This is a genomic window from Acrocarpospora sp. B8E8, assembly GCF_039871605.1.
Taxonomy (GTDB): Bacteria; Actinomycetota; Actinomycetes; order Streptosporangiales; family Streptosporangiaceae; genus Acrocarpospora; species Acrocarpospora macrocephala.
The window spans coordinates 16,692-42,090 of sequence record NZ_JBDPLV010000089.1 but is presented as its reverse complement, the minus strand read 5'-3'; the positions used below and the strand labels follow the sequence as shown (position 1 = coordinate 42,090).

The window sequence follows — 25,399 nt, the reverse complement described above, 5'->3', positions numbered from 1 at the left end:
CCACGGCGCTGACGGGGTCGGGCGGAGCCCGAGGGGAATCAAAGGGCTGGGTGGGTGGGAGCTTGGGCAAACGTGTGTTTGGGGGTGGGCGTCGGCTGGGGGGAGTTCTGGGTCGCGGTTATGTGGGGATAGTGGCGATTAGCCTGATCCGCGTTGGGCGGTGCGGGTGCGGCGGGTGGCTTTGTAGCGGCGTACGCGGCGGATGGCGAGCCAGCCGAGGGTGCCGAAGGCGGCCAGGGCGATGAGCACGAGGACCGGGAGGAAGATCGCGATCAGGCTCATGCTCAGCGAGCTCGCGTCCTCCACGGTGCTGACCACGGGCGCGCCGACTCCGGCGGTGCTCGCGTTCACCACCGGGCGCACGCTGGACTTGATCACGTGCACGATCAACGCGGTCACGATTCCCAGCACCCACCCGACCACCGGGTGCTCCGTCATCCAGGTGGAATTGTCGAGCTCCGCGGCGGCCGAGGTCGCGCTGAACACGACACCACCCGCCGCGGGCCGCACCGCGGTCTGAATGATGTCGTTCACATGATCGACGACAGGCACCTTGTCCAGCACGAACTCGGCCAGCAACAACACGCCGATGATCGCCAGCACCCACCCGTTCGACAGCCACTCATACCCCTGCGGCAACCGCACCGCATCCGTGAGGTTGGCCACCACCCCGACCACCATCAACGGGATATAGGCATTGAGCCCAGCAGCCGTAGAAAGCCCTAACCCAGTCAACGTCGCGAACATCCACACCCCCTGCCCCAACCCAACGCCCGAACCCCCCACCAAGTTGCCACAATCGCCACATTTCCCGTGGAGGTTCCGGATCGAAGACGGGTCGCGACGTAGGGCCTTGGCCGGATAGCCGAGGCATGTCGGCTCGGGCCCTCTTGGCGCCGGTGCGGTGGGAAGTGGTGCGGAGGTGATCGGCGCCGGATAGCGGTGAGCAACCCTGGGCAGTTGGGTCAGGAGTTGTTGATGGTGGTTAGGCGGTCGAGGGTGGTGGCGTAGGTGGTGAGGAGGTCGTAGAGGACCTGGCGGGCCGGTTTGATCTGGTTGAGCTGGCCGACGACCTGGCCGACGAAGTAGTTGGAGAGGGCTTGGGCGCCTGGGTTGCCGGATTCGGCGGCGCGGGTTATGCGGGTGTGGGCGGCTTCGGCCAGGAGCATTTGCAGGGGCATGGGGAGGGAACCAGGGCTTTCCAGGCCGTCGTCCCATTCGTCGGTCCAGGCCGAGCGGAGCTGGCGGGCGGGCTTGCCCGTACGGGATCGGGAGCGGACGGTGTCGAGGGAGCCGGCGGCGAGGAGTTTGCGCTTGAGGGCGGGCGGTGTTTCGGCCTCTTCGGTGGTGAGCCAGACGGAGCCGCACCAGACGCCCTCCGCGCCGAGGGCGAGGGCGGCGGCCACCTGACGCCCGTCCGCGATGCCGCCCGCGGCGAGCACCGGCACGCCGACGGCGTCCACGACCTGGGGAACCAGGACCATGGTCGAGATCTCCCCGGTGTGGCCCCCGGCTTCGCCACCCTGCGCCACGATGACGTCGGCCCCGGCGGCGACCTGGCGGCGGGCGTGCTCGACGGTCCCGACCAGCGCGGCCACCGGCACCCCGGCCGCCCGCGCCTTCTCCACCATCGCCGCGGGCGGCGGCCCCAGCGCACTCGCGATCAACCGGATGGGATGCTTCAGCGCCACATCCACCAGCCCGCTCGCTCCTTCGGCGGTCACCCGCCGCCCGGCCTCGTCGGCGCTGCTCCCCGACGTCCGCTCACTCACCGGAACCCCATATTTCCGGAAGAGGTGTGAAACGAAATCCCGATGCACATCCGGGATCGCCTCCACCAGCGACTCCCGGGGATCACCGGCGACCTCCGCGATCCGCCCCGGAATCAGCACATCCACCCCGTACGGCCGCCCGCCCACCCGCTCATCGATCCAGCTGAGCTCCCGATCCAGCTGCTCCGGCGAGAACGCCACCGCCCCCAGCACCCCGAACCCGCCCGCCCCCGTCACCGCCGCCACCACATCCCGGCAATGACTGAACGCGAACAGCGGAAACTCCACCCCTAACAGCTCGGTGATCCGCGTACGCATGCCGCGAACGTACGCCCCAGAACGATGTTCGGTCCACCCGGAGTGAGTCAGGAGGCCGTCTTGGAGATGTGGATGACCCCGGGGGCGTGCCAGCCCTCCTCCTCGGTGAACGTGCGGACGATTCTGGCCGGCACGCCCGCGATCACGCAGTGGTCGGGAAACTCGCCCCGCACGACGGCCCCGCCCGCCACCACCGACTGCCGCCCGATCCGGGTCCCCGGCAGGATGATCGCCCCCGCCCCCAGCCAGCACCCGTCCCCGATCTCCACCGGATTGTTCCGCGGCCACTGCCGCCCGATCGGCACCTCCGGATCGTCATACACATGGTTCTGATCGGTGATGTACACATAAGGCCCGGTGAACACATGCGACCCGATCACGAGGGACTGATGCCCGACGATGTGCGACCCCCGCCCGATCGAGCAGCTCTCCCCGATCCGCACGATCGGGTCCGGCCCGAGATCCACCCCCGGCCCCATCCCCGCCGAAATTGAAACACGTTCTCCCACCAGGGTGTGCGCCCCGATCTCGATCCACTCCTCGCCGAAGATCGCGCCGACCGGGAACGCCAGGCAGGCCCCCTCGCCCAGGTGCCGGAACCGGTACCCCGCCGGACTGAGCGGGCTCACCGCGCCCAGCGTTCTCACCATGCCCCAGCCCCGGTGCACCAGACGCCCCGCGGCCCGCCTCAGGATTGACATAACCGCACAAGTTACCCTCACGTTAGAGCCGGGGCCTAAGTGTTCATGGCCTATCCTCCGGATCGGCGGGTTTGGCCGCCTTCAGCCTGTGTCTTCCCTCGTCACTCCGGCCGCTCCGCGACCTGCGTTCCTCAGTCCGGACACAGGCGCGGCCAAACCGGGTTCGCGCACGTGGTGGCCCGTTCAGGGCGAGGATTTGATATCCTGACAGCCCGTGGGCATGGCTGCCGTCTGGATCCAGTCGCGACGCCACTACTTCAGACCACGGGAGACCCCTTGCGCAACGCCGTACACACCAAACATCTGTTCGTCACCGGCGGCGTCGCCTCAAGTCTCGGCAAGGGGCTCACGGCCTCTAGCCTGGGGCGGCTCCTCAAGCTTCGGGGCCTGAAGGTCACGATGCAGAAGCTCGACCCGTATCTCAACGTCGACCCCGGCACGATGAACCCGTTCCAGCACGGCGAGGTGTTCGTCACCGACGACGGCGCGGAGACGGATCTGGACGTCGGCCACTACGAACGGTTCCTCGACACCGAGCTGCACGGCTCGGCCAACGTGACCACCGGCCAGGTCTACTCCAACGTGATCGCCAAGGAGCGGCGCGGGGAGTATCTGGGCGACACCGTGCAGGTCATCCCGCACATCACCAACGAGATCAAGGACCGGATCCGGAGCATGGCCGGGCCCGGCGTGGACGTGGTGATCACCGAGGTGGGCGGCACCGTGGGCGACATCGAGTCGCTGCCGTTCCTGGAGGCCGTCCGGCAGGTCCGGCACGAGGTGGGCCGCGATAACGTGTTCTTCCTGCACGTGTCGCTGCTGCCGTACATCGGGCCGAGCGGGGAGCTGAAGACCAAGCCGACCCAGCACTCGGTGGCCGCGCTGCGCAGCATCGGCATCCAGCCCGACGCGATCGTCTGCCGCTCCGACCGGCCGATCACCACCTCGCTCAAGCGTAAGATCAGCTTGATGTGCGACGTGGACGAGGACGCGGTGGTCTCCGCCATCGACGCCCCCTCCATCTATGACATCCCGAAGGTCCTGCACACCGAGGGCCTGGACGCCTACGTGGTACGGCGGCTGGGCCTGCCCTTCCGCGACGTGGACTGGAAGGAGTGGGACCAGCTCCTGCGCCGCGTGCACAAGCCCGCCAAAGAGGTCACCGTCGCCCTGGTCGGGAAGTACATCGACCTTCCGGATGCGTACCTGTCGGTTACCGAGGCGCTGCGCGCCGGGGGGTTCGCCAACGACGCGCGGGTCAACATCCGCTGGGTGACCAGCGACGACTGCGCCACGCAGGAGGGCGCGGCCCGCGAGCTTGACGGCGTGGACGGCGTGCTCGTGCCCGGCGGGTTCGGCGTGCGCGGCATCGAAGGCAAGATCGGCGCGATCCGGCACGCCCGGGAACAGAAGATCCCGCTGCTCGGCCTCTGCCTCGGCATGCAGGGCATGGTCATCGAGGCCGCCCGCAACCTGGCCGGCCTGGACGGCGCCAACAGCGCCGAGTTCGACCCCGACGCCAAGCACCCGGTCATCTCCACCATGCCCGACCAGGAGGACGTGGTGGCCGGCGACCGCGACATGGGCGGCACCATGCGCCTCGGCCTCTACACCGCCAAGCTCGGCGAGGGCACCCTCGCCCGCCAGCTGTACGGCAAACCCAAGGCCGACGAGCGCCACCGCCACCGTTACGAGGTCAACAACACCTACCGCGAGCAGCTGGAACGCGTCGGCGTCGTGTTCTCCGGGCTCTCGCCCGACGGCCGCCTGGTCGAATACACCGAACTCGCCGTCGAAACCCACCCGTTCTTCATCGGCACCCAGGCCCACCCCGAATTCCGTTCCCGCCCCACCCGGGCTCATCCGCTGTTCAAGGGCCTCATCGGCGCGGCCCTCGGCTACGCGGAGAGCCGGGCCACCGCCAAGATTGCGAAGACTAAGTGATCATTGAAGACCGTCACGAGGAATGGCCCGTCACCGCTTCCGACCAGCGGTTCGAGGCTCGGGTGATCTCCGTCGTGACCGACACCGTCCGGATGCCGGGCGATGATCTCGCCGACCGCGACTACGTCGTGCATCCCGGCTCGGTGGCCGTGGTGGCGATCCAGGACGAACGGGTGCTGCTCCTGCGGCAATACCGGCACCCGGTCCGCAAACTGCTCTGGGAGCTGCCCGCGGGCCTGCGGGACAAGCCGGACGAACCGCTGGCGGAGTGCGCCGCCAGGGAACTCGCCGAGGAGGCCGGGTATCGCGCCGACACCTGGCACACCCTGGTCGACATGTTCACCTCGCCGGGGATGAGCGACGAGCGCATCAGAATCTTCCTGGCCAGAGGCCTCACGCCCATCCCCGCGACCGAGAACACGTTCGTGCACCGGCACGAGGAGATCGACATGCCGGTGGAGTGGGTACGCCTGGACGAAGCGGTCGAGAAGGCGCTGGGAGGAATGATCCACAATTCCCCGGCCATCGCCGGTATTCTCGCCGCGTACGCCGCATCCGACGACGACTACGAAGGCCTGCGGGCCGCCGACGCGCCGGAGGCATGACCTGACCGTGGGGAGGGACGCTGAACGAGCCCGAAGCCGTGCTGTCCAGCTACCTCGCCCATCTCGCCGTGGAGCGCGGGCTGGCCGCCAACACGCTGGCGTCCTACCGGCGTGACCTCCGCCGCTATGTGGACCATCTGAGCGCGCGGGGGCTCGCCACGATGGCCCAGGTGGCCGAGTCCGACGTGGTCGCCTTCCTGGCCTCGCTCCGGGAGGGCGACGAGGAGCATCCCGCGCTGGTCGCCAGCTCGGCCGCGCGGGCCGTCTCCGCCGTCCGCGGCCTGCACCGCTTCGCCCTCCGCGAGGGCGTCGCGGGCCACGACCCCGCCCACGAGGTACGGCCCCCGCGGCAACTCCGCCGCCTCCCCAAGGCGATCACCGTCGAGGAGGTCGAACGCCTGATCGCCGCCTCCGGCCCCGGCGACACGCCCCTCACCCTCCGCAACCGCGCCCTCCTCGAAGTCCTGTACGGCACCGGCGCCCGCATCTCCGAAGCCGTCGGCCTGGCCGTGGACGACGTCACACGCTATGCCTCAGGAGACGGATCCGGCGCCTCTGGCGGTTCCAGTCATGGCGACGGTGCCGGACTCGGCCAGGGTTGGGCGGACGGGGCCGCGGATGGTTTCATCGGTGGCGAGGTGCGGTTGCGGGGCAAGGGCGGCCGGGCCAGGATCGTGCCGCTCGGGCGGTTCGCCCGTAGTGCCCTGGACGCCTACCTGGTCCGCGCGCGGCCCTTCATCGCCGCCCACGGCCGTGGCACGCACGCGCTGTTCCTGAACGCCCGAGGGGGCAGGCTGACCCGTCAGGGCGCCTGGGAGGTGCTCCAGTCCGCCGCGGAGCGGGCCGGACTCTCCGGCGTGTCCCCGCACATGTTGCGCCATTCGTTCGCAACCCATCTCCTGGATGGCGGCGCTGACGTTAGGGTTGTCCAGGAACTGCTCGGCCATGCCTCGGTGACCACCACCCAGGTGTACACATTGGTCACGGTCGATCGGCTTCGCGAGGTTTACGCTGCGGCCCATCCCCGAGCCCAGCGGTGAGATCGAACTGCTTGTCCGTATTCTCCGTCTCCGTGGCGCGTCGCCTTGCCGCATACGTGCCTACCCTCTAGATTCAGTCCGGTTCGGGACCGTCAGGGAGGTTCATCAATTGACTGCGACCACTGATGCGACGTGGACCGCGGGGACCCCCAGCGTCTCGTTGGGGCCAACCGGCCGGCCACGCCCCGTCTTCCCCGACCCTGTCGTCCCCGACAGCCACGGGCCGGCCCGGATCGTCGCGATGGTCAACCAGAAGGGTGGCGTCGGCAAGACGACCACCACCATCAACCTGGGCGCCGCGCTCGCCGAATGCGGCCAGCGGGTTCTGCTGGTCGACTTCGACCCGCAGGGGGCACTCTCCGTCGGCCTGGGCATCGACCCGCGGCCGCTGGAGTCCACGATCTACGACCTGCTGATGGAGGAGCCCGACGTCGTCGCCGAGGACGTGCTGCTCGGCACCAGCGTCGAGGGCATGGACCTGCTGCCCAGCAACATCTTCCTGTCCGGCGCGGAAATCCGGCTGGTCAACGAGGTCGCCAGGGAATACGCGCTGCAGCGCTCGCTCGAACCGCTGCTGCCCGGCTACGACATCTGCCTCATCGACTGCCAGCCGTCCCTTGGCCTGCTCACCGTCAACGCGCTGACCTGCGCGCACAGCGTCATGATCCCGCTCGAATGCGAGTTCTTCGCGTTACGCGGCGTGGCCCTCCTGATGGAGTCGATCGGCAAAGTCCAGGAACGCCTCAACAAGAACCTCGAAATCGACGGCCTCCTGGCCACCATGTACGACCCCCGCACCCTGCACGCCCGCGAGGTCCTCCAGACCATCATGCAGGGCTTCGGCGACAAGGTCTTCCACACGGTCATCAACCGCACCGTACGTTTCCCCGACGCCACCCTGGCCGGCGAGCCCATCACCCAGTTCGACCCCAGCTCCATGGGCGCCACGGCCTACCGCGAACTAGCCCGCGAACTCCTCGCCCGCTGGCCCGCCAAGATCTGACAGTGTTAATGGCCGCGCCTCCGGCACGGCGGGCTTGGCCGCCGTCAGCCTGCGTCTTCCCTCGTCACTCCGGCCGCTCCGCGACCTGCGTTCCTCAGTCCAGACACAGGCGCGGCCAAGCCGGGACATACGACTAACGGCGCGGCGATTGCCCAGTCGGACGTGCACCAAACGTCCTACGGGCGGGAGGCGCGTCGGAATCACGCCGGGTTTGGCCGGTGGGTGCGGGACAATGGGGGAGTGACTGAGCAAGGGACCGCCGCGCCTGAAGAGGGCTTTCATGTGCATTTGGAGGTGTTTCAGGGGCCGTTTGACTTGTTGCTGGGGCTGATTTCTAAGCACAAGTTGGATATCACCGAGGTTTCCCTGCATCAGGTCACGGATGAGTTCATCGCGTATATCCGGTCGCGGGGGCCGGAGTGGGATCTCGATCAGACCAGTCACTTCTTGCTTGTCGCGGCCACTTTGCTGGATTTGAAGGCGGCGCGGTTGTTGCCGACTGGGGAGGTTGAGGACGAGGAGGATCTGGCGCTGCTGGAGGCGCGGGATCTGTTGTTCGCCCGGTTGTTGCAGTATCGGGCGTACAAGGAGGTGGCGAAGGTCTTCTCGGGGCGGATGGCGGAGGAGGCGCTGCGGTATCCGCGGCTGGTGCCGATGGAGGCGGCGTTCGCGAACCTGCTGCCCGAGTTGATCCTGGGGATCGGGCCCGAGCAGTTGGCCCGGATCGCGATGAAAGTGTTCGCGCCGAAAGCGCCGCCGACGGTTTCGGTCACGCACATGTATCAACCGCTCGCCAGTGTGAGGGAACAGGCCGCTATCCTGGTGGAGCGGCTGCGGCGGACCGGGCGGGCCACTTTCCGGTCGCTGACCGCCGACTGCGCGGGCACCTACGAGGTGGTGGCGCGATTCCTGGCCGTTCTGGAACTGTTCCGGGAGGCCGCGGTCTCCTTCGAACAGCTCGAACCGCTGGGAGATCTGTACGTGACCTGGACCGGCGCCACGGACGGCGACATAGCCGTGGGCGACGACTACGACGAGACGGCCGAACGCCGGAACCGGCCCGGCGCCGGGACTTCCGGCGATGAGGCCGAGGATGGCGCGGAAGATGGGGACGCGGGCGATGCCTGACCTGGACGAGACGGGTGACGAGACGGGCTTCGACGAGCCGTCCGGTCCCGAACCGGGAGAGCCTCAGCTGCGGGCCGCCCTGGAGGCGATCCTGCTCGTGGTGGACGAGCCGGTGGCCGAGGTCACGCTGGCGCAGGTGCTGGAACGGCCGACGCACGAGATCGCGAGCACGCTGCGTGAGCTGGCCGGGGAATACACCGCGGCCGGGCGCGGGTTTGACCTGAGAGAGGTGGCCGGGGGCTGGCGTTTCTACACGCGGGCCGAGTGCGCCGCGCTGGTCGAGCGGTTCGTCCGCGACGGGCAGCAGGCACGGCTCACCCAGGCCGCGCTGGAAACCCTCTCGGTGGTCGCCTACCGGCAGCCGGTGAGCCGGGCCAAGGTGGCGGCCATCCGCGGCGTCAACAGCGACGGCGTGATGCGCACGCTCACCGCGCGCGGCCTCGTGGAAGAGGCCGGAACGGATCCGGAGAGCCAGGCCGTGCTCTACCGGACGACAAGCTACTTCCTGGAGCGACTGGGCCTGCGGGACCTCGACGAGCTTCCCGCGCTCGCCCCGTTCCTCCCCGATGATGTGGAAAACCTAGAGGAGCAACCGAAGTGAACAAGCGCAGCACCCCGTCCGGTGATGGACGCGGTCGAAGCCGAGACGGCAACCCCAGAAGCGGCGGCCAGCGCCCCGACCGCTCATCCTTCCGCGCCGACCGCGACGGCTCCCGAGGCGGGTACGGCAAGCAGGACTCCCGCGGCGGCTACGGCCGCCCCGACTCCCGTGGCCGCGACGGCGGCAGCGGCTCCAGTGGTTCCAGAGGCTCCAGCGGCTTCCGTGACTCGCGCGATTCCCGCGACGGCGGCCACCGCTCCGACCGGTCCCCTTCCGGCGACCGCTACAGCCGTCCGCAGTCTCGCGAAGGCCGTCCGGGGGCCAGCGGCTTCACCCGGCGCGACGGCGAGGGCTACGGGCGCTCTGAGGGCCGCGACCGCCCCTACCCCCGTTCGGGCGACGATCGCGGCCGGTACGCCCCGAGAGACGACCGTGGCTACGGCGCCCCCCGGGATGACCGCGGCGGCGCTCCCCGAGATGCCCGCGGTTACGGCGCCCCCCGCGACGATCGCGGCGGCGCCCCCCGAGACGGCCGTGGCTACGGCTCCCCCCGCGACGACCGTGGTTCCCGGGGCTCCTTCGGACGTTCCGACGACCGGGCCTCGTCCAGCTCCGACGGCGGCTCACGCGCCCGCTACGGCCGCCCGGACGGCGAGCGCGGCGGTTCCCGCGGCTACGCTCCGCGAAACGACTCCCGCGGCGCGGACCGCCCCCGCACCGACCGCGACGGCTACGGGCGCGGGCAAGGCCGCAACGACTTCAGCGGCGCGGACCGCCCCCGCGGCGACCGCGACGGCTACGCTCCGCGAGACCACTCCCGTGGCGCGGACCGCCCCCGTACCGAGCGGCCCCGCACCGACCGCGACGGCTTCGGGCGCGGGCAAGGCCGCGACGGCTTCAGCGGCGCGGACCGCCCTCGCTCCGACCGTGACGGCTTCGGGCGAGCGGAAGGCCGCGACGACTTCAGCCCGTCGGGCCAGCGCTCCGGCCGCGAAGGCGCGCCCGGATACGACCGGCGTCCCGATCGTGACGGCTCCCGTGGCTTCGACCGGCGGCCGGAGCGCGACGGAGCACGTGGTTTCGGACGCTCGGAGGGCCGCGACCGCGGCTTCGGACGTCCGGGCGATCGTGACCCGCGCGGGTCCGCGCCCGGCGGGTTCCGGGCCGATCGCGGCGGTTCCCGGCGGGACGACGTGCAGACCCTCGGCGGTGGCAGCCGGGGACGTTTCGGTCGGGACAGCTCGCGCAGTGAGTTCCGTACCGGCGGGGGAACAGGCCGGAACCACGAGCGGGGCCGGAAGCCGGTGGCGAGCCAGAACCCGTTCAAGTCGGCCAAGCAGCCCCTGCGGGATCCCGACTTCTACGATCGCGACTACGTCGACGAGCGGGACACCACCGAGGTGCCGGGCGGCGAGCGGCTGCAGAAGGTGCTCGCGCAGGCGGGCGTGGCCAGCCGCAGGGCCTGCGAGGAGCTGATCGGCGAAGGCAGGGTCACCGTGGACGGCCAGGTCGTGCGGCGGTTCGGCGCGCGGGTGGACCCGGCCAAGCAGATCATCCACGTCGACGGCAAGCGCATCCCGACCGCGCCCGACCTGGTCTACTACGCGCTGAACAAGCCGATCGGCGTGGTCAGCACGATGGAGGACCCGGACGGCCGGCCGTGCCTGAAGGACTACGTCCAGGAGCTGGCCCCGCGCCTGTTCCACGTGGGCCGGCTGGACACCGAGACCGAGGGCCTGCTGCTGCTCACCAACGACGGCGAGCTGGCCCACCGCCTCACCCACCCGAGCTTCGGCGTGCAGAAGAAATACTGGGCCAAGGTGCCGGGGCCGGTTCCGCGCGACCTGCACCGGGTACTGCGCAAGGGCATCGAGCTGGAGGACGGCCTGGCCAAGGTGGACGAGTTCCACATCGTCCAGGAGCACGGCCAGCAGGCGCTGGTGGAGGTGGTCCTGCACGAGGGCCGCAAGCACATCGTGCGCCGTCTCCTGGAGGAGACCGGGCACCGGGTGATCGACCTGGCCAGGATCGAGTTCGGCCCGGTCAAGCTGGGCCGCCTCAAGCCGGGTACGGTACGGGCGCTGTCGCTTCAGGAAGTGGGGGAATTGTACGCGGCGGTCAAGCTGTAACCTTTCCCGACAAATCTTCATTTAAGGGGACATTATGGTTCGGGCGATCCGTGGGGCCATCCAGGTGGACGGCAACGACCGCGACGCGATCATCTCCGGCACGACGGAGCTGGTCTCCGAGGTGATGGAGCGCAACCGCCTCACCACCGACGACGTCATCAGCGTGATCTTCACGGCCACGCCCGACCTGACCGCCGAGTTTCCCGCCTTGGCCGCGCGCAAGCTGGGCTTCCATGACGTGCCCCTGCTGTGCGCGAGCGAGATCGACGTGCCGGGCGCGCTGCCGCGGGTGGTCCGGCTGATGGCCTACGTGGCCACCGACCGCCCGCGCCAGCAGATCCAGCACGTCTACCTGCGCGGCGCGGTAGCACTGCGCGTCGACATCGCCCAGTAAGTCCAGTAATCGACATCCGCCCAGTCAGTAAATAGCCACTTGTCCGAAAAACCGTGGATCAGCGCCCTCGGCAGCGCATAGTAAGAGCACAAACGCACGAGCACGGTACGTAAGGAACCACCCACCATGACCCCCAGCCCGGGCGGCGTGATCACCAGCGCCGCCATCGTCGGAACCGGCCTCATCGGCACGTCCGCCGCCCTCGCCCTGCGCCAGCGCGGGGTGCGCGTCTTCCTCACCGACCGCGACCCCCGGGCCGTACGGCTGGCCAGGGAGCTCGGAGCCGGGGAGGAGTGGGGCCCTGGCGAGCGGGTAGATCTGGCGATCCTCGCGGTGCCCCCGCAGTATGTCGCGCACCAGCTGCTCGACCTGCAGAAGACCGGCGCGGCCCGGTTCTACACCGATGTGGCGAGCGTGAAGGCGCTGCCGCTGGCGCAGGCCGTACAGCTGGGGTGTGATCTGAGCACGTACGTGGCCGGGCATCCGCTGGCCGGGCGGGAGCGGTCGGGGCCGGGGGCGGCGCGGGCGGATCTGTTCCTGGGGCGGCCGTGGGCGCTCTGCCCGACCCCGGCGGCGGTGCCGGAGGCCGTCCGGGCGATGCGGGAGCTGGTGTCGCTGTGCGGGGCGAACGCGGTCGTGGTGGACGCGCGGGAGCACGACGAGGCGGTCGCGGTGGTGTCGCACGCGCCGCATGTGGCCGCCTCAGCGGTGGCGGCGCGGCTGGCGGAGGCGTCGGAGACGGCGCTGGGCCTGTCGGGGCAGGGGGTCAGGGACGTGACGCGGATCGCGGCGAGCGATCCGGGGCTGTGGACCGGCATCCTGTCCGGGAACGCGGGCCCGGTGGCGGCGGTGCTGGAGGCGGTCGCGGACGATCTGGCGGCCGCGGCCAGGTCGCTGCGCGAGTTCGCCGCCGAGGGCACCGAGATCGGCTCGGTCACCGAGCTGCTGTGGCGCGGGGTGGCCGGAACCGGCCGGATTCCCGGCAAGCACGGCGGCCCGGCCCGCACCTACGCGGTGGTCGGCGTGGTCATCGGCGACCGTCCCGGCGAGCTGGCCCGGCTGTTCCAGGTGGCCGAGCAGGTCGGCGTCAGCATCGAGGACGTGCGCCTGGAGCACGTGCCGGGCCTGCCGCTGGGCGCGGTGGAGCTCTCGGTCCAGCCCGAGGCGGCCGGCGTCTTCGCTGCGGCGTTGCGCGAACATGGGTGGCAAGTGCCCTAAGGCCTCCGATACCGGGGCTTCGCCCTGGCTCTCGATCGGCGTGGAATTCCCACCCACCCAGCCCTGTTGTTCCCCTCGGGCTCCGCCCGGCCCCGCGAGCGCCGTGGTATCGCACATGAAATGGGTGCCTGGGCGGAAGGCTCGATGCGCGTCAGGGGCGGGACTGCCGGTACCTTGGGGGGCGGACAACTCAAGTAAGGGGAGCGATGGTGTCGGGTCTGATCGTCGCGATGGACGGGCCTTCCGGGTCGGGCAAGTCGAGCGCGTCGCGTGGGGTGGCCCGGGCGCTGGGGCTGCGCTATCTGGACACCGGGGCGATGTATCGCGCGCTCACCTGGTGGATGCTCCAGCTGGAGGTCGACCTCGGCGACCCGGCCGCGATCGCCGCCCGCGCCGGCGAGCCCGTGCTGGAGATGAACACCGATCCGGACTTTCCCGGCGTCACGCTGGACGGAACCCGGGTGGACGGCCCGATCAGGTATCCGGAGGTGACCCGGGCGGTCTCCGCGGTGAGCGCGGTGCCCGAGGTCCGCCGCCGCCTGGTGGCCCTGCAGCGGGAGCTGATCGAGGCGGCCCTCAAGGAGGGCGGCATCGTGGTGGAGGGCCGCGACATCGGCACGGTGGTCGCCCCGCAGGCGCCGGTCAAGGTCTACCTGACCGCCAGCGAGGAGGCGCGCGCGACGCGCCGCAGCGCCGAGCTGGCGGGGACCACGGTGGCCGCGCAGCGGGTGGAGCTGGCCCGCCGCGACACCCTCGATTCGACCAGGAAGGCCGACCCGCTGGCGATGGCCGCGGACGCGGTCGAACTGGACACCACGGCGCTCACCCTCGATGAGGTCGTCGCCGAGGTGCTGAGACTTGTCAAGGAGCGCGCCTGAATTCCGGGCGCGCGTGAAAGGGAAAACGCGATCATGAGCGCGGGGGAGTACGAGGACGACGGCGGCTGGATCGAGGCCGAACTCGCCGATCTGGCGACCGACACGCCGGAAGAGCGGGCCGACGAAGGCCCGCTGCCGGTGGTGGCCGTGGTCGGGCGGCCGAACGTGGGCAAGTCCACGCTGGTCAACCGCATCATCGGCCGCCGGGAGGCGGTCGTCGAGGACGTGCCGGGCGTGACCAGGGACCGGGTGACGTACGAGGCGAACTGGCGCGGCCGCAGGTTCACCCTGGTGGACACCGGCGGCTGGGACCCGGACGCGACCGGGATGGCGCTGCGGATCGCCGAGCAGGCGCAGCTCGCGGCGGAGCTGGCCGACGTGATCCTGTTCGTGGTGGACGCCAGCGTCGGCATCACCGACTCCGACGAGGCGGTCGGCTCGGTGCTGCGCCGTTCCGGCAAGCCGGTCGTGCTGACCGCCAACAAGGTCGACAACCAGCTGCAGGAGCTGGAGGCGGGCGAGCTGTGGTCGCTGGGCCTGGGCGAGCCGCACCCGGTGTCGGCCCTGCACGGGCGCTCCAGCGGCGACCTGCTGGACGTGGTGCTGGACGCGCTGCCGGAGACCCCGCCGGTGGTGTTCGGGGCCGCGCGCGGCCCGCGCCGGGTGGCGCTGCTGGGCAAGCCGAACGTGGGCAAGTCCTCGCTGCTGAACAAGGTGGCGGGCGAGGAGCGGGTGCTGGTCGACCCGATGGCGGGCACGACCAGGGATCCGGTGGACGAGCTGATCGAGCTCGGCGGCAAGCCGTGGCGGTTCATCGACACGGCCGGGATCCGGCGGCGGGACCGCGAGCTGAAGGGCGCCGACTTCTACGCGGCCATGCGGACCCGGGCGGCGCTGGAGCGGGCCGAGGTGGCGATCGTGCTCATCGACGCCTCCGAGGTGCTGACCGAGCAGGATCTGCGGATCATCTCGCTGGTGATCGAGTCGGGCCGGGCCATGGTGGTGGCCTTCAACAAGTGGGATCTGGTCGACGAGGACCGGCGCTACTACCTGGAGAAGGAGATCGAGCGGCAGCTGGTCCGCACACCGTGGGCGCTGCGGGTGAACATCTCCGCCCTGACCGGCCGCCACGTGGAGAAGCTGGTTCCGGCGCTGGAGCTGGCCATCGACTCGTGGGGGACCCGGGTGTCCACCGGGCGGCTCAACCAGTTCCTCACCGAGCTGGTGCAGGCCACCCCGCCGCCGGTGCGCGGCGGCAAGCAGCCGAAGATCCTGTTCGCCACCCAGGCGTCCACCGAGCCGCCCAAGTTCGTGCTGTTCACCTCCGGGTTCCTGGAGGAGACCTACCGCAGGTTCATCGAGCGGCGGCTGCGCGAGGAGTTCGGGTTCGCCGGATCGCCGATCGAGGTCACCATGAAGATCCGGGAGAAGCGGAAGAAGAAGTAGGGTCTGCCCTACCCCCAGGAGGGCAGTGGACCGGCTCGAAGCCAAGGGGTGAGAATCCTAGTTTGAGAGCCATGAGAACACTCTTCCACCGCCTGCTGGGCGACACCCGTTACCTGATCGAGGGCTTCCTCTTCACCACGATCGCGTTCTGCGTGCTCATCACCGGAATCTCGGCCGGCGCCGGTCTGGTGGTGGTCTGGATCGGGGTTCCGATCATCGGGCTGACCCTGCTGACCGCCCGCGGCTTCGGCGACTTGGAGCGCGTCCGCCTGAAGTCCGTTTTAGGCCGGGACCTGGCTCGCCCGCGCTACCCGGAGAGCCCGCCCGGCGCGGGCTGGCTGCGCCGCATGGTCAACCCGATGCTGGTCGGCCAGTCCTGGCTGGACCTGCTCCACGCCATGGTGGCCTTCCCCGTCTCCGTGGTCACCTTCACGGTCGCGGTCACCTGGTGGGCCGTCGCGCTCGCCGGCCTCGCCTACCCCCTGTACGGCTGGGTGACCAGCAACATCCCCGGCAACGTGGAGCTCCCCGAGCTCCTCGGCCTCGGCGACGGCTACGCCGTCAACGCGCCCTTCTACTTCTTCCTGGGCCTGCTCGGCCTGGCCACCCTGTTCCCGGTCGTACGGACCTGCGCGTTACTGCAGGCCGGTCTGGGCCGGGCCCTGCTGACCGGGGTAGCCGAGCTGCACGAGCGGATCGACGACCTGACCGAGGGCAGGAACGCGGCCGCGCACGCCGAGGCGAACGCGCTGCGGCGGCTGGAGCGGGACATCCACGACGGGCCGCAGCAGCGGCTGGTGCACCTGGCGATGGAGCTGTCGCGGGCCCAGCGCCTGATGGAGCGGGACGCGGCGGCGGCCAGCGCTACCATCGGGCAGGCGATCACCGCCACCCGGGAGACGCTGGACGAGCTGCGCGCCCTGTCCCGGGGCATCGCCCCGCCGATCCTGGCCGACCGGGGCCTCTCGCCCGCGCTGGCCGCGCTGGCCGGGCGCTGCACCGTCCCGGTGGAGCTGGACGTGCGCACCGCGGAACGTTTCCCCGCGCTGGTCGAGAACACCGTCTACTTCGTCACCGCCGAGGCGCTCACCAACGTGGCCAAGCACAGCCGGGCGACCCTGTGCACGATCACGCTGACCCGGGTGGGCGACACGCTGCTGCTCACGATCGGCGATGATGGGGTCGGCGGCGCCCATGTCGCCAAGGGACACGGCCTGTCCGGCCTGGCCGACCGGCTGCGCGCGGTGGAGGGCGAGCTGGCCGTCCAGTCGCCCGCCGGCGGGCCGACGATGATCGTGGCGGAGGTTCCGTGCGGGTAGTGGTGGCCGACGACGCGGTGCTCATCAGGGAGGGCCTGGTGCGCCTGCTCGAGGAGTTCGGCTGTGAGGTGCTCGCGGCGGTCGGCACCGGCACGGAGCTGGTCGCCGCGGTGGACGAGCTGCGGCCCGACGTGTCCGTGGTGGACGTGCGGATGCCGCCCACCTTCACCGACGAGGGGCTGCGGGCGGCGGTGGCGGCCCGGCAGAAGGTGCCGGGCGCGCCGATCCTGATCCTCTCCCAGTATGTCGAGGTCTCCTACGCCGACGATTTGCTGGCCGACGCCAGGGGCGGGGTCGGCTACCTGCTCAAGGACCGCGTGGTGGACGTCGAGGAGTTCCTGACCGGGCTGCGCCGGGTGGCGGGCGGCGGCACGGTCTTCGACCCCCAGGTGATCGCCCAGCTGATGGTCCGCCGCCGCCGCGACGACCCGCTCGGCTCGCTCACCCCGCGCGAGCGCGAGGTGCTGGCGCTGATGGCGGAGGGCAGGTCGAACCCGGCGATCAGCCGCCAGCTGGTCGTCACCGAGGGCGCGGTGGAGAAGCACATCCGCGGCATATTCGTGAAGCTCAACCTGTACGCGGACGACACCGACCAGCACCGCCGGGTGCTGGCCGTGCTCGCGTTCCTGCGTTCCTAGGCCGGGTGGTTGCCCGCCGTCCCGCCCAGGTCGAACGGGCTGGTGACGCCCTCGTAGGCGAGATGGAACTCCATCCCTTGGACGGCGTGCGCCAGATCATGGCAGTGCGACATCCAGACGCCCGGATTGTCGGCGGTCAGCGCCACCTCCCACACCTCGCCCGGCTGGACGTCGAAGGTGTCCATCCAGATCCCGTTGGCGGGCACGCCGTTCCTGGACAGCACTTGGACGTGGTGGCCGTGCGGATGCATGGGATGGGTGTCGGAGCTCCGGTTGACGACCCGGATCAGGACTTTCTGGCCCTCCTTGACCAGCGGGGTCGGGATGTTGGGGAAGCCCTTCCCGTTGACGGTGTAGGCCAGCGCGGGCCTGCCGTCGACCATCGCCAGGGTGCGGTCGAGCACCCAGGTGATCTCCTGGTCGAACTCAGCGGGAACCGGCGTCCCCGAGCCGTAGGTGGTGATGTCGACCAGTGGTCCTGACGCGGGCTTGGGCGGGACATCCCCGTTGATGAGCAGGCCGGGATGGCCCTCGACGCCGAGGTAGACCAGGCCGGAGGGCATGGTGAACGTGAGGTCGTAGCGGCCGCCCGCGGCCAGCCGCAGCCGGTTCCCGTTCAGGTCGGTCGCGCCGGGCACGTCCGTTCCGTCCACGGCCGCCAGCCGGTACGGAACCCCGGTGAGACCCAGTTCGACCGGGAGGCTGTTGGTGTCGACCACGCGGAGCCGTACCGGACTGCCAGGCGGGATCGCCGCCTTCACCAGCGTGTCGGAGGGTGGCTGGTCGTCCAGGGCCATCGTCAGGCCGCCGTAGGTGTGCAGGGCGAGGGTGTGGTCGCCGGGGGCGGGGTCCACGATGAGCAGGCCGTACAGGCCTTTGGCGACGGCGAGGCTGGAGTTCTGGTGGCTGTGGTACCAGTACGTGCCGGGGTCGGCAGCCTGGAAGCGGTAGACGTGCGAGCCGCCGGGCAGGACCGCGTCCTGGGTGACGCCGGGCACGCCGTCCTCGCCGCTGGGCACGTCGTAGCCGTGCCAGTGGATGGTGACCGCCTGGCCGGGCAGCTCGTTGCGGAGCGTCAGCTCCACGTGTTCGCCCTGCTTGACCCGCAGCGTCGGCCCGGGCGACTGGCCGTTGAAGGTCCAGGCCTCGAAGGTACGGCCCGAGGGCAGCCTGAGCGTGGCGGGTTCGGCGGTCAGGGTGAACTTCCGGGCGCTGGGTGTGGGCGCGCCGACCAGCGAGGCGACCGAGATGCCGGTGGCGGACGCGCCGTGACCCGCGTGGAACGCGCTCCCCGACCAGCTGCCGGAGATCGCCCAGGACACCGCGAGCAGGACCACGGCCGTGCCCGCCACCCGCCAGCGGTCGCCCGTACGCCCCGAGAGGACGCGCCAGGCCAGCGCCGACGCGCCTCCGGCGGCGAGCAGCACCACGATCGCCGCGGACACGGTGACGGGGTAGGAGATCACGAGGTCGCACCCGATCCCGGCGACCGCGCCGATGGCGGCGATCACCACGGGCAACGTCCTGGCCGGTTCCGGCGGGCTCCCGTGCCGCCAGAACCGGATCATGGCGGGCAGCGTGACCGCCGCCGTCGCCAGCCCGGGGATGACCACCAGCGGCATCGCGAGGGTGATCTTCTCGGCTACGAACCACCAGCCCGCCGCGGCGAGCCCCGCCGTGGTCAGCCCGCGCAGGGCGGTCATGACGATCGCCCCGGCGATCAGCGCCGCGGCGATCGCGGCCAGGTTCCTGGCGGAGCCGCGCAGGGCGGCGACGGCGACTCCCGCCGACGCCGCCCACAACCCGGCGACCAGGATGAGCAGGATCTGATCGAGGCCGATCAGCTGGCCGGTGCTCACGCGCGCACGGCCACCGGCTCCGCCACCTGGGTCTTGACCAGGGCGCGGGCCTTGCGGACCACGGTCACGGCCACGAACAGGATCGCGACCCCGTCCAGGGCGTGGAAGCCGAGCACGAACAGGCTGGCGGTGGTGGTCTTGTCCTCGCTCGCCCCCAGCAGACCGGCGATCTCGAAGATCACGAACAGCTGCACGGCGACCAGCGCGAACGGCGTGATCGACAGCCAGATCAGCTGGCGGCCGACCTTGGCGATGGCCGCGATGACGGTCAGCACGATCGAGAGCAACGGAATGATCATGGTGCCGTTGATGGCGTGCGGCATGAGCGCGCTGGTTTCGGCGCCTGGGGCCGGCACGGGACGCTCGAACGCGCCGAAGGTGGCGAGGTAGAACTGGGCCAGCACCGCCACCAGTGTCAGCACCGAGAACCAGAAAAAGACCTTGCGCATAGCGGGCTCCTGAACTACGTATCGACGGCCCCGGCTACAGGCGGGGCGCTACCGGCCTAGCGTGTGCCACCCGGCGTCCCGACTGCACGGGACGCCTGTCCCTGATCGACCGGGAAACGACCGGCGGCCTGACCCGGGACTCGGGATGATTGCTCGCACATCGCCGATGATGTTCGCCATCCGCGGCGGGGGCATGAGCACCCCCCTACTCAAGCCTCCATGAGCTGGGCCAGCAGATCGACTCCGGTCGCGAAGTACTCAGGCTCGCGGGCCAGCGCGACTCGCACGAACGAGTCCTCGTCGATTCTGTCCCAGCAGAATGGGCGGCCCGGCAGAATCGCCACCCCCCGCCGCACCAGATACCTGCACAGATCCGTCCCGCCGCCGCCCGTCTGCAGCCGCAACCACTCCACGCTGATCTGCGACCCGGGCGCGGCCAGGCTGAAGGGAAGATCGCGGATCGCCGCCCGGAGATAGTCCCGGTTGTGCTGCACGCTCTGCGCGCAGGTGGGGGCCCGATGCCCCGACGACCCGGCACGCAGCAGGTCGAGCTCAAGCAGGCCAGTGATCGCGCGCAGCGCGAAAGGCGACACGCCGAGGGCGATCTCCTCGCTGATCTCCCGGATCAGGGGCGCGAGGTCGTCGCTCGCGGACACCATGCCTATCTTGATCTCCTTCAGCGGATAAACCTTCCCGGTGTCCTCGATGCAGGCGAAGCTCAGCCCGCCGATGCACCTGGCCGCTCGGTACTGGTCCCACTGGTGCAGGGAGGACAGGAGCCGGAAGCTGAAGTCGAAGACGGCGGCCGTGTGACCGGCCGCCGCCGCTTCACACAGGGACAGGAACGCGGCGGGCTCGGGCAGGAAGCCGGTCGGGTTGTTGGGAACGACGAGGAAGGCGGCGTCACAGCCGGCCATGGCGGACTTCTGGTAGCCGGGGTCGAGCCAGATATCCGGCTCGCGAAGGGGGATCGTCGCCAGGCCGGCGCGCTGCAGCAACAACGGTATGTTGTCGAACGAAGGGCAGATCACCCCGACCCGGCGGACGCCGCTGGCCACGAGCGACTTGGCGACCACATCGATGGAGATCGAGCTCGAATAGTGCAGGATGGGCCGCTGTCGCGGCGGCGACTGGCCGGTGAGGGCGAAGAAGGAATCCAGGAATCGCTGTTCGTGCCTGGACAGGGTGACCGGATCCGAATTCACCAGGATATCGCCGAGGGACCGGATGAAATCGGCCTCCTGGGCCTGAAGCGCGTGCTGTGCGTGCCCGTCGGCGAGATTGAACGGCGCTTCAAGACCGCGGAACTCCCACTGGGTCAGTGTCCAGTCGGACACCGATGAGTCTTTGGTCACCGCTGACCTCCTGGAGAGCTGTGTCGCAGCTTCAGCTAAGGCGTTTGACGGCTTGCCGGAGAATTCGGACCCCCTGCGTCCTTATCCCCACGGCCACGCCGATATACGTGATGCTCAGCACGACCACCGGGCCTAGTGTGAAGGCTTCTGAAATCCCCTGAACCTGGATTCCAAGAACCGCCGCCAGCAGGAGAATCACCGCGACGGCCATTGACAGGGCCGATATCTGGAGCCAGGGAAACTTGGCCCTGTGCCGATTGATCCGATCAGCGGTACGGCGGCGCTCAAGGCTGTCCACAACTGCCCTTTCGTCCACCTCGTGTGCGAAACTATCCAGATTCAGCGCCTCTTGTAGCCACAGCTGAAGGGTGAAGACCTCGAATACAATAATGATGCTCATGCAAGTGTACAATGAGCCGAGCAGGCTGAGTGCGTCGCTGTTGGCCGGCATTCGGCACTACTCCGATCCGGTCAGGCGCTGAAGCGTATCGGTGTCCTCGCGGCTGAACCGCACCTCGTGCGCCGAGCCGTGATCCAGAAATCGCGGATGGGTTTGCAGGCCGCCGGTCCCCATCTCGCGATCGAACAACCGCTGAATCGGCCCCCGCTCCTCCGGATGGATACGGTAGATCACCTGTATTCGGTCGGACCTGGCCGGGCCTCTGCCGAGGACGTCCGCGACAATGCGGAGGTCGCTGGATAACTCGATTCGGTGCCTGATGCTTTTCTGCATCGCGTCCCCGATACGGCGGACGATTCGGTACTTGTCCAGGCGGAGCAGGTGGACGTCTGCTTTTTTCATGGCCTGGAGACTTAGCAAGGATTCGGCGGCCTTGAAGCGAATTGCCGGGTCGGCGTGCTGCAGGCAGGCGCGCAGCACCGGAACCGAGGCCGGGTCTCCGATGAGGCCGAGGGCGTAGATGCCGTCCTCTATGACGTATCCCGACGCCTGGCCGATGAGAAATCGTTCGATGGCATCGCGGTGTTCCCGGGCCTTCAGCACGCCCAGCGAGTAGAGGATGTTGCCCTTGGCGTACCTGGCGGGTGAGTCGTCGACCTCGCGGAAGAGCGCGTCCAGGTAGGTCGCGGTGAGATCGTCCCGGAGTTTCGGGTCGTCGTCGATGTCGCGCACCCGGAGGAAGAGCGTCTGCAGCGACCAGGAAGCGGAGTCACGGTAGCGAAACGCGTGGTCGAAAAGCAGGTCGCGTAACAGGGCGAGATCCCCGTGGCCGCCCATTTCGGCGATCCCGTTGGCGGCGAACGCTCGGGTTCGATGGGAAGACGTCGCCGATCGCGCCACCTCCCGGAGAGTGGACAGGCACGAAGGCGCGCCCAGGTCCTTCAGCGCCGCCACGGCCTGTTCCGCGACCTGGCCATCCCATGAGCCGAGCCGTTGCGAGATGAGCCGCCCGACGCGGTCCTTCATCTTCTCCGAGCGGAAGGGATGGGTCGCCAACGTGTACAACACGTCGATCACGACATCGGCGCGGGGTTCGTCGAGAAGGGTCAGCAACTCCTCCAGCGGAGTGCGTTCGAGTCGGCGCGGCACGACGGAGGCGTACTTGTCGGTGAAATAGACCAGATCATCGCGCAGTCGCTCCGGGTACTCGGCGCCCAGCCGGGGTATCAGGCCTCGGATGGCCCGGACCAGTTCGTAGTCGAACGGCTTCTTCCAGTTCTTGAAAGCCTCGATCATGCTTATCGACAGGTCGTCGATGTCGTCGGAATCGATGTCCCAGCGATTGGCGACGGCTTGGGCGGCGAGAATGAGAAGGTCCTGGCGGTCGTTTTCGAAGGCCGCGTCGACGGTGCGGCGCGAGGTCGCCCCCACGTCCTCCTCAATGCCGACCACAGCGAGGATCGCTCCCCAGAATCGGTGCTGGGGGTCGAGCAGCGTTTCGGTTATCGCCTGCTCGGCCGAGCGGCCACGCATGGTAAGGAGCAGATGCCGACCGGCGAACGCGTCCCTGAAGGTGAGGTGCATAAAAGTGATGTGCGGATGGCCGCCGGTGGGGGAGACGATTTGTTTGAGCGGGGCGCGGTCGATCAGCGCGGCGAGCAGTTCGGCGGGAGAGGGCCGGGCCGCCGCGCCGAACCAGGATGACCAGTTCTCGTCGCTGAGCACCTCCTGCAGCCATTCGGCCAGGTGCTCCTCGCTCACTGAGACGCTCATGCTCGCCATCATCCGCCAGGCGATGAAGCCCAGGAGTTTGAGGTTCAGCCCGCCGACGAACTCGCGCGCCAGCATTGACACGCGGGGGTGGCGAGCCCGTTCCCGGGCGTCGATCAGGCCGATGAAGAGTTCGTAGATCTGGCTCGGGGAGGTGATTTCGAGAACATTGCCGTTCCCGTCCAGCAACAACTCCTCGGTCATGGAAAGCATCAGCGGATTGCGGCAGAGCTCGCGTAACTCGTCGCGCACGATGGCGGACATCCCGGCGTCGGACGAGTTGATCAGAGCTTCCGTCAAAGCCGACTCCACGTCGTCGGCGCTGATCGGCTGGAGAATCGCGGAGTCGTATTTCAGCGCGGCCCAGGGGGACAACTGGGCGCCTCGGCAGGTCGACACCACCCGGGATCGCGGAAATGTCGCGCAGAAGTCCAGGATTTCCTGAAAACCCGCGTCTACATCACCATCCTGAATTTCGTCCAACGCGTCGAAAAGGACCCAGGAACTGGTGCTCTTAAGCAGGTTCTCCGCGTTCGAGGGGGAGAGGCAGCGGCCGGTGAGCTGCTCGACCAGCGGGCGATTCTTCGACCACAGTCCCATCCGGAGGAAGAGGATGGGCTCGCCGGACTCCAGGCGTTCCCGGACGAACGACTCCAGCAGCGTGGTCTTTCCCGAGCCGGGATCGCCCGTCACCACGATCGGGCGATCCGACATCCTGGCTACCAGCTCCTCGAACGAGACGAGCTGGTCGCCCGCTGAGGTGAACTGCGGAATGCGGTTCCCCCGGCGGGCGGGCAGCTTCAAACTCAGCGGGAACAACTTGCCGTGATCCGATGACTCCAGTTCGGCGAGCAAACGCCGCCGGTAGGCGTCCATTTCGTGCTCGAGTTCGCTGGGCATTGGTCGTCTCCCGCCTGCGTAAGCTAGGGGAGCTCGGTCTGCAATCCTCGTTCGGCCAGTGCTTGTTCCGCGGCGTCCGCGGACGCGTTTCGCACGAATATGTAGTCGAAGGTGAAGGTCGACAGCGCCAGCACGCTGGTTTCGGTCGCCGCCACCGCTCCGCACAGGCTCGCCAGGAATCCGGGTGCGGCGAAAGGCTTGCTGGTCCGCACCCGGAACGCCACCAGTGGTCCGTAGGCTTCGGCCGGCATGTCGGCAGGGCGGGTAGCGGACGTGAGGATGATCGTTCGCTCTTCCCCATCGTCGATGATGCCGAAAACGTCCTCACCCGCGGCCCAGCTCATATCGGTCTTCGGTGCCGTTCGATACATCCAGTACGTGTCCGGCATCACCATGAAGGAGCTGGTGTGGATGACTTCGTCGACGAGCATGGTCGCTTCCTTAGTTCGATAGGTTGTTCGCCTTGAGGCCTACGCAGCCTTCGGACATGGCCAGGAGGATCTCGTAGGTGGAGTCCGCGACGTCGATCCATCCCTGTCGCAGGCGTTCCTCCCTGACCTGGGACGATCTCTGCCCCGGGACGCGCACGTGGTGGATGCCCTCGAGCGGCATGCTCTCGGCGATCTCCTGGAGCAGGGCCGTGACCGGAGCCGAGGTGTTGTCCGCCGGCCGGATGGCCACGAACACCGCGCCGAGTTCGTACTCGTCCTGGACGCTGCCGCCCATGGCGGCGCCGACAAGCGTTCCCGCCAGGAGTTCGATCGCCAGGCAGAGGGCCGAGCCCTTGTGGTCCCCGAACGGCAGGACCGCGTTCGCCATGGCGGGCTCCACGGTCTCGTCGCCCTCGGAGTCGAGGAAGCTGGACGGAGGCAGCGGCGACTGCGATAGGGCGGCTTGCCGGATCTCGCCCCAGACCCGTTTCGACGTCGCGAAGTCGATCACCACGGGAGCGTTCGCGGCAGGAAATCCGAAGGCGATCGGGTTGGTGCCCAGAATGGGGTTCCGTGATCCGTACGGCGCGACCGCGGCGGGCCCGGCGTTATTGAGCACAATGCCGACCATGCCATTGGCGGCGATCAGCCGCGAGTAGGGGCCGAGTCTCCCGAATCGGCTGAAGTTCTTCAGCGTGACCAGCCCGACGCCCTGATGGACGGCGATTCGCACCGCTTCCAGGCTGGCGCTTCTCGCCGCGATCTGCCCAATTTCGCGGTGCCCGTCCATGGTCGCGAACGACCCGATCTGGGAAATCAATTCGGCCGGCCCCTGGCGGCCGTCAAGGACATGATCGATAAGCAGGAACTTACCGATCCCATGCGTGGGCTTTCCTTCGAGTTCGGCGTCGATGTAGTCGTGGACGATGAACTCGGCCTGCTCACCGACAATGCCGCGCTGGGAAAGGGCCTTCATCATCAAAGCCATGACTTCGTCCAGGGGTGTGTGCACGCCGCCCTCCGATGGAAATGGGTGTGTCGAGTGCACCCCGAATCCCGGCCTTGATTATCACTCATGACCTGGGCCGAGACAAGACCATT

At 69.1% G+C, this 25,399-nt stretch carries 23 protein-coding genes; 13 read left to right on the top strand and 10 right to left on the bottom strand.

Annotated features, from left to right (window positions below; genetic code table 11):
* Positions 1–138 precede the first annotated feature (138 nt).
* From ABGB08_RS47675 to ABGB08_RS47665, 3 genes are all read right to left on the bottom strand, one after another.
* Entirely contained in the window at positions 139–747 is a 609-nt protein-coding gene (locus tag ABGB08_RS47675; RefSeq protein ID WP_347604910.1) for a DUF4126 domain-containing protein, read from the bottom strand.
* A 218-nt stretch (positions 748–965) separates the two neighbouring features.
* Entirely contained in the window at positions 966–2,090 is a 1,125-nt protein-coding gene (locus ABGB08_RS47670) for a nitronate monooxygenase (protein WP_347604907.1), read from the bottom strand.
* A 47-nt stretch (positions 2,091–2,137) separates the two neighbouring features.
* On the bottom strand, positions 2,138–2,791 hold the full coding sequence (locus tag ABGB08_RS47665; RefSeq protein WP_347604904.1) for an acyltransferase: 654 nt from the start codon (positions 2,789–2,791) through the stop codon (positions 2,138–2,140).
* A 276-nt stretch (positions 2,792–3,067) separates the two neighbouring features.
* Between ABGB08_RS47665 and ABGB08_RS47660 the strand changes: the two genes are divergently transcribed.
* From ABGB08_RS47660 to ABGB08_RS47600, 13 genes are all read left to right on the top strand, one after another.
* On the top strand, positions 3,068–4,735 hold the full coding sequence (locus tag ABGB08_RS47660) for a CTP synthase (protein WP_347604901.1): 1,668 nt from the start codon (positions 3,068–3,070) through the stop codon (positions 4,733–4,735).
* Entirely contained in the window at positions 4,732–5,340 is a 609-nt protein-coding gene (locus ABGB08_RS47655; protein WP_307729881.1) for an NUDIX hydrolase, read from the top strand. Before ABGB08_RS47660 ends, ABGB08_RS47655 begins: the two co-directional genes overlap by 4 nt.
* Positions 5,341–5,378: 38 nt before the next feature.
* Positions 5,379–6,380: a site-specific tyrosine recombinase XerD gene (locus ABGB08_RS47650; protein ID WP_347604897.1), complete on the top strand. Its 1,002-nt coding sequence runs from the start codon at positions 5,379–5,381 to the stop codon at positions 6,378–6,380.
* A gap of 160 nt (positions 6,381–6,540) precedes the next feature.
* Positions 6,541–7,383 (top strand): ParA family protein, encoded by an 843-nt coding sequence (locus ABGB08_RS47645; RefSeq protein ID WP_246269275.1) that lies wholly within the window; start codon positions 6,541–6,543, stop codon positions 7,381–7,383.
* A 240-nt stretch (positions 7,384–7,623) separates the two neighbouring features.
* Positions 7,624–8,511, top strand: coding sequence for a segregation/condensation protein A (locus ABGB08_RS47640; protein ID WP_347604894.1), 888 nt, complete (start codon positions 7,624–7,626; stop codon positions 8,509–8,511).
* Entirely contained in the window at positions 8,504–9,112 is a 609-nt protein-coding gene (scpB, locus tag ABGB08_RS47635; RefSeq protein ID WP_347604891.1) for an SMC-Scp complex subunit ScpB, read from the top strand. The genes ABGB08_RS47640 and scpB overlap by 8 nt, the downstream gene beginning before the upstream one ends.
* The gene (locus ABGB08_RS47630) at positions 9,109–11,241 is read left to right on the top strand and encodes a pseudouridine synthase (protein WP_347604888.1); all 2,133 of its coding nucleotides are present in this window, start codon (positions 9,109–9,111) and stop codon (positions 11,239–11,241) included. The genes scpB and ABGB08_RS47630 overlap by 4 nt, the downstream gene beginning before the upstream one ends.
* A gap of 34 nt (positions 11,242–11,275) precedes the next feature.
* Entirely contained in the window at positions 11,276–11,635 is a 360-nt protein-coding gene (gene aroH / locus ABGB08_RS47625; RefSeq protein ID WP_155343022.1) for a chorismate mutase, read from the top strand.
* Positions 11,636–11,761: 126 nt separating this feature from the next.
* On the top strand, positions 11,762–12,853 hold the full coding sequence (locus tag ABGB08_RS47620; protein WP_347604885.1) for a prephenate dehydrogenase: 1,092 nt from the start codon (positions 11,762–11,764) through the stop codon (positions 12,851–12,853).
* Between the two features lie 206 nt (positions 12,854–13,059).
* Positions 13,060–13,731, top strand: coding sequence for a (d)CMP kinase (gene cmk, locus ABGB08_RS47615; RefSeq protein ID WP_347604882.1), 672 nt, complete (start codon positions 13,060–13,062; stop codon positions 13,729–13,731).
* A gap of 33 nt (positions 13,732–13,764) precedes the next feature.
* Entirely contained in the window at positions 13,765–15,177 is a 1,413-nt protein-coding gene (gene der / locus ABGB08_RS47610; protein ID WP_347604879.1) for a ribosome biogenesis GTPase Der, read from the top strand.
* 71 nt (positions 15,178–15,248) lie between these two features.
* Positions 15,249–16,496: a sensor domain-containing protein gene (locus tag ABGB08_RS47605; protein WP_347604876.1), complete on the top strand. Its 1,248-nt coding sequence runs from the start codon at positions 15,249–15,251 to the stop codon at positions 16,494–16,496.
* A complete protein-coding gene (locus ABGB08_RS47600) occupies positions 16,487–17,134 on the top strand; it encodes a response regulator transcription factor (RefSeq protein ID WP_347604873.1) in 648 nt (215 codons plus the stop codon). The genes ABGB08_RS47605 and ABGB08_RS47600 overlap by 10 nt, the downstream gene beginning before the upstream one ends.
* On the opposite strand, the gene ABGB08_RS47595 is transcribed toward ABGB08_RS47600, so the two are convergent.
* The 7 genes from ABGB08_RS47595 to ABGB08_RS47565 form a co-directional block, all read right to left on the bottom strand.
* Entirely contained in the window at positions 17,131–18,993 is a 1,863-nt protein-coding gene (locus tag ABGB08_RS47595) for a multicopper oxidase family protein (RefSeq protein ID WP_347604870.1), read from the bottom strand. The two genes, ABGB08_RS47600 and ABGB08_RS47595, sit on opposite strands and share 4 nt — an antisense overlap.
* Complete coding sequence (locus tag ABGB08_RS47590; RefSeq protein ID WP_347604867.1) at positions 18,990–19,442, bottom strand: DUF6220 domain-containing protein; 453 nt, start codon at positions 19,440–19,442, stop codon at positions 18,990–18,992. The genes ABGB08_RS47595 and ABGB08_RS47590 overlap by 4 nt, the downstream gene beginning before the upstream one ends.
* 209 nt (positions 19,443–19,651) lie before the next feature.
* Positions 19,652–20,797 carry an aminotransferase class I/II-fold pyridoxal phosphate-dependent enzyme gene (locus ABGB08_RS47585; RefSeq protein WP_347604864.1) on the bottom strand — a complete coding sequence of 382 codons (1,146 nt, stop codon included), beginning with the start codon at positions 20,795–20,797 and terminating at the stop codon, positions 19,652–19,654.
* Between the two features lie 31 nt (positions 20,798–20,828).
* Positions 20,829–21,197, bottom strand: a complete 369-nt coding sequence (locus ABGB08_RS47580) for a hypothetical protein (protein ID WP_347604861.1) — start codon at positions 21,195–21,197, stop codon at positions 20,829–20,831.
* Positions 21,198–21,254: 57 nt separating this feature from the next.
* Positions 21,255–23,867, bottom strand: a complete 2,613-nt coding sequence (locus ABGB08_RS47575) for a HEAT repeat domain-containing protein (protein ID WP_347604858.1) — start codon at positions 23,865–23,867, stop codon at positions 21,255–21,257.
* 23 nt (positions 23,868–23,890) lie between these two features.
* Positions 23,891–24,298: an ACT domain-containing protein gene (locus ABGB08_RS47570; RefSeq protein WP_347604855.1), complete on the bottom strand. Its 408-nt coding sequence runs from the start codon at positions 24,296–24,298 to the stop codon at positions 23,891–23,893.
* Positions 24,299–24,308: 10 nt separating this feature from the next.
* The gene (locus ABGB08_RS47565; RefSeq protein ID WP_347604852.1) at positions 24,309–25,310 is read right to left on the bottom strand and encodes an Ldh family oxidoreductase; all 1,002 of its coding nucleotides are present in this window, start codon (positions 25,308–25,310) and stop codon (positions 24,309–24,311) included.
* Positions 25,311–25,399 lie beyond the last annotated feature (89 nt).

Bases quoted from the DNA above. Each gene is read 5' to 3' on its own strand.
- ABGB08_RS47670 (WP_347604907.1), bottom strand. From the start codon at position 2,090: ATGCGTACGCGGATCACCGAGCTGTTAGGGGTGGAGTTTCCGCTGTTC.
- ABGB08_RS47665 (WP_347604904.1), bottom strand. From the start codon at position 2,791: ATGTCAATCCTGAGGCGGGCCGCGGGGCGTCTGGTGCACCGGGGCTGG.
- ABGB08_RS47605 (WP_347604876.1), top strand. From the start codon at position 15,249: ATGAGAACACTCTTCCACCGCCTGCTGGGCGACACCCGTTACCTGATC.
- ABGB08_RS47620 (WP_347604885.1), top strand. From the start codon at position 11,762: ATGACCCCCAGCCCGGGCGGCGTGATCACCAGCGCCGCCATCGTCGGA.
- der (WP_347604879.1), top strand. From the start codon at position 13,765: ATGAGCGCGGGGGAGTACGAGGACGACGGCGGCTGGATCGAGGCCGAA.
- ABGB08_RS47590 (WP_347604867.1), bottom strand. From the start codon at position 19,442: ATGCGCAAGGTCTTTTTCTGGTTCTCGGTGCTGACACTGGTGGCGGTG.
- cmk (WP_347604882.1), top strand. From the start codon at position 13,060: ATGGTGTCGGGTCTGATCGTCGCGATGGACGGGCCTTCCGGGTCGGGC.
- ABGB08_RS47675 (WP_347604910.1), bottom strand. From the start codon at position 747: ATGTTCGCGACGTTGACTGGGTTAGGGCTTTCTACGGCTGCTGGGCTC.
- ABGB08_RS47580 (WP_347604861.1), bottom strand. From the start codon at position 21,197: ATGAGCATCATTATTGTATTCGAGGTCTTCACCCTTCAGCTGTGGCTA.
- aroH (WP_155343022.1), top strand. From the start codon at position 11,276: ATGGTTCGGGCGATCCGTGGGGCCATCCAGGTGGACGGCAACGACCGC.
- ABGB08_RS47575 (WP_347604858.1), bottom strand. From the start codon at position 23,867: ATGCCCAGCGAACTCGAGCACGAAATGGACGCCTACCGGCGGCGTTTG.
- ABGB08_RS47570 (WP_347604855.1), bottom strand. From the start codon at position 24,298: ATGCTCGTCGACGAAGTCATCCACACCAGCTCCTTCATGGTGATGCCG.
- scpB (WP_347604891.1), top strand. From the start codon at position 8,504: ATGCCTGACCTGGACGAGACGGGTGACGAGACGGGCTTCGACGAGCCG.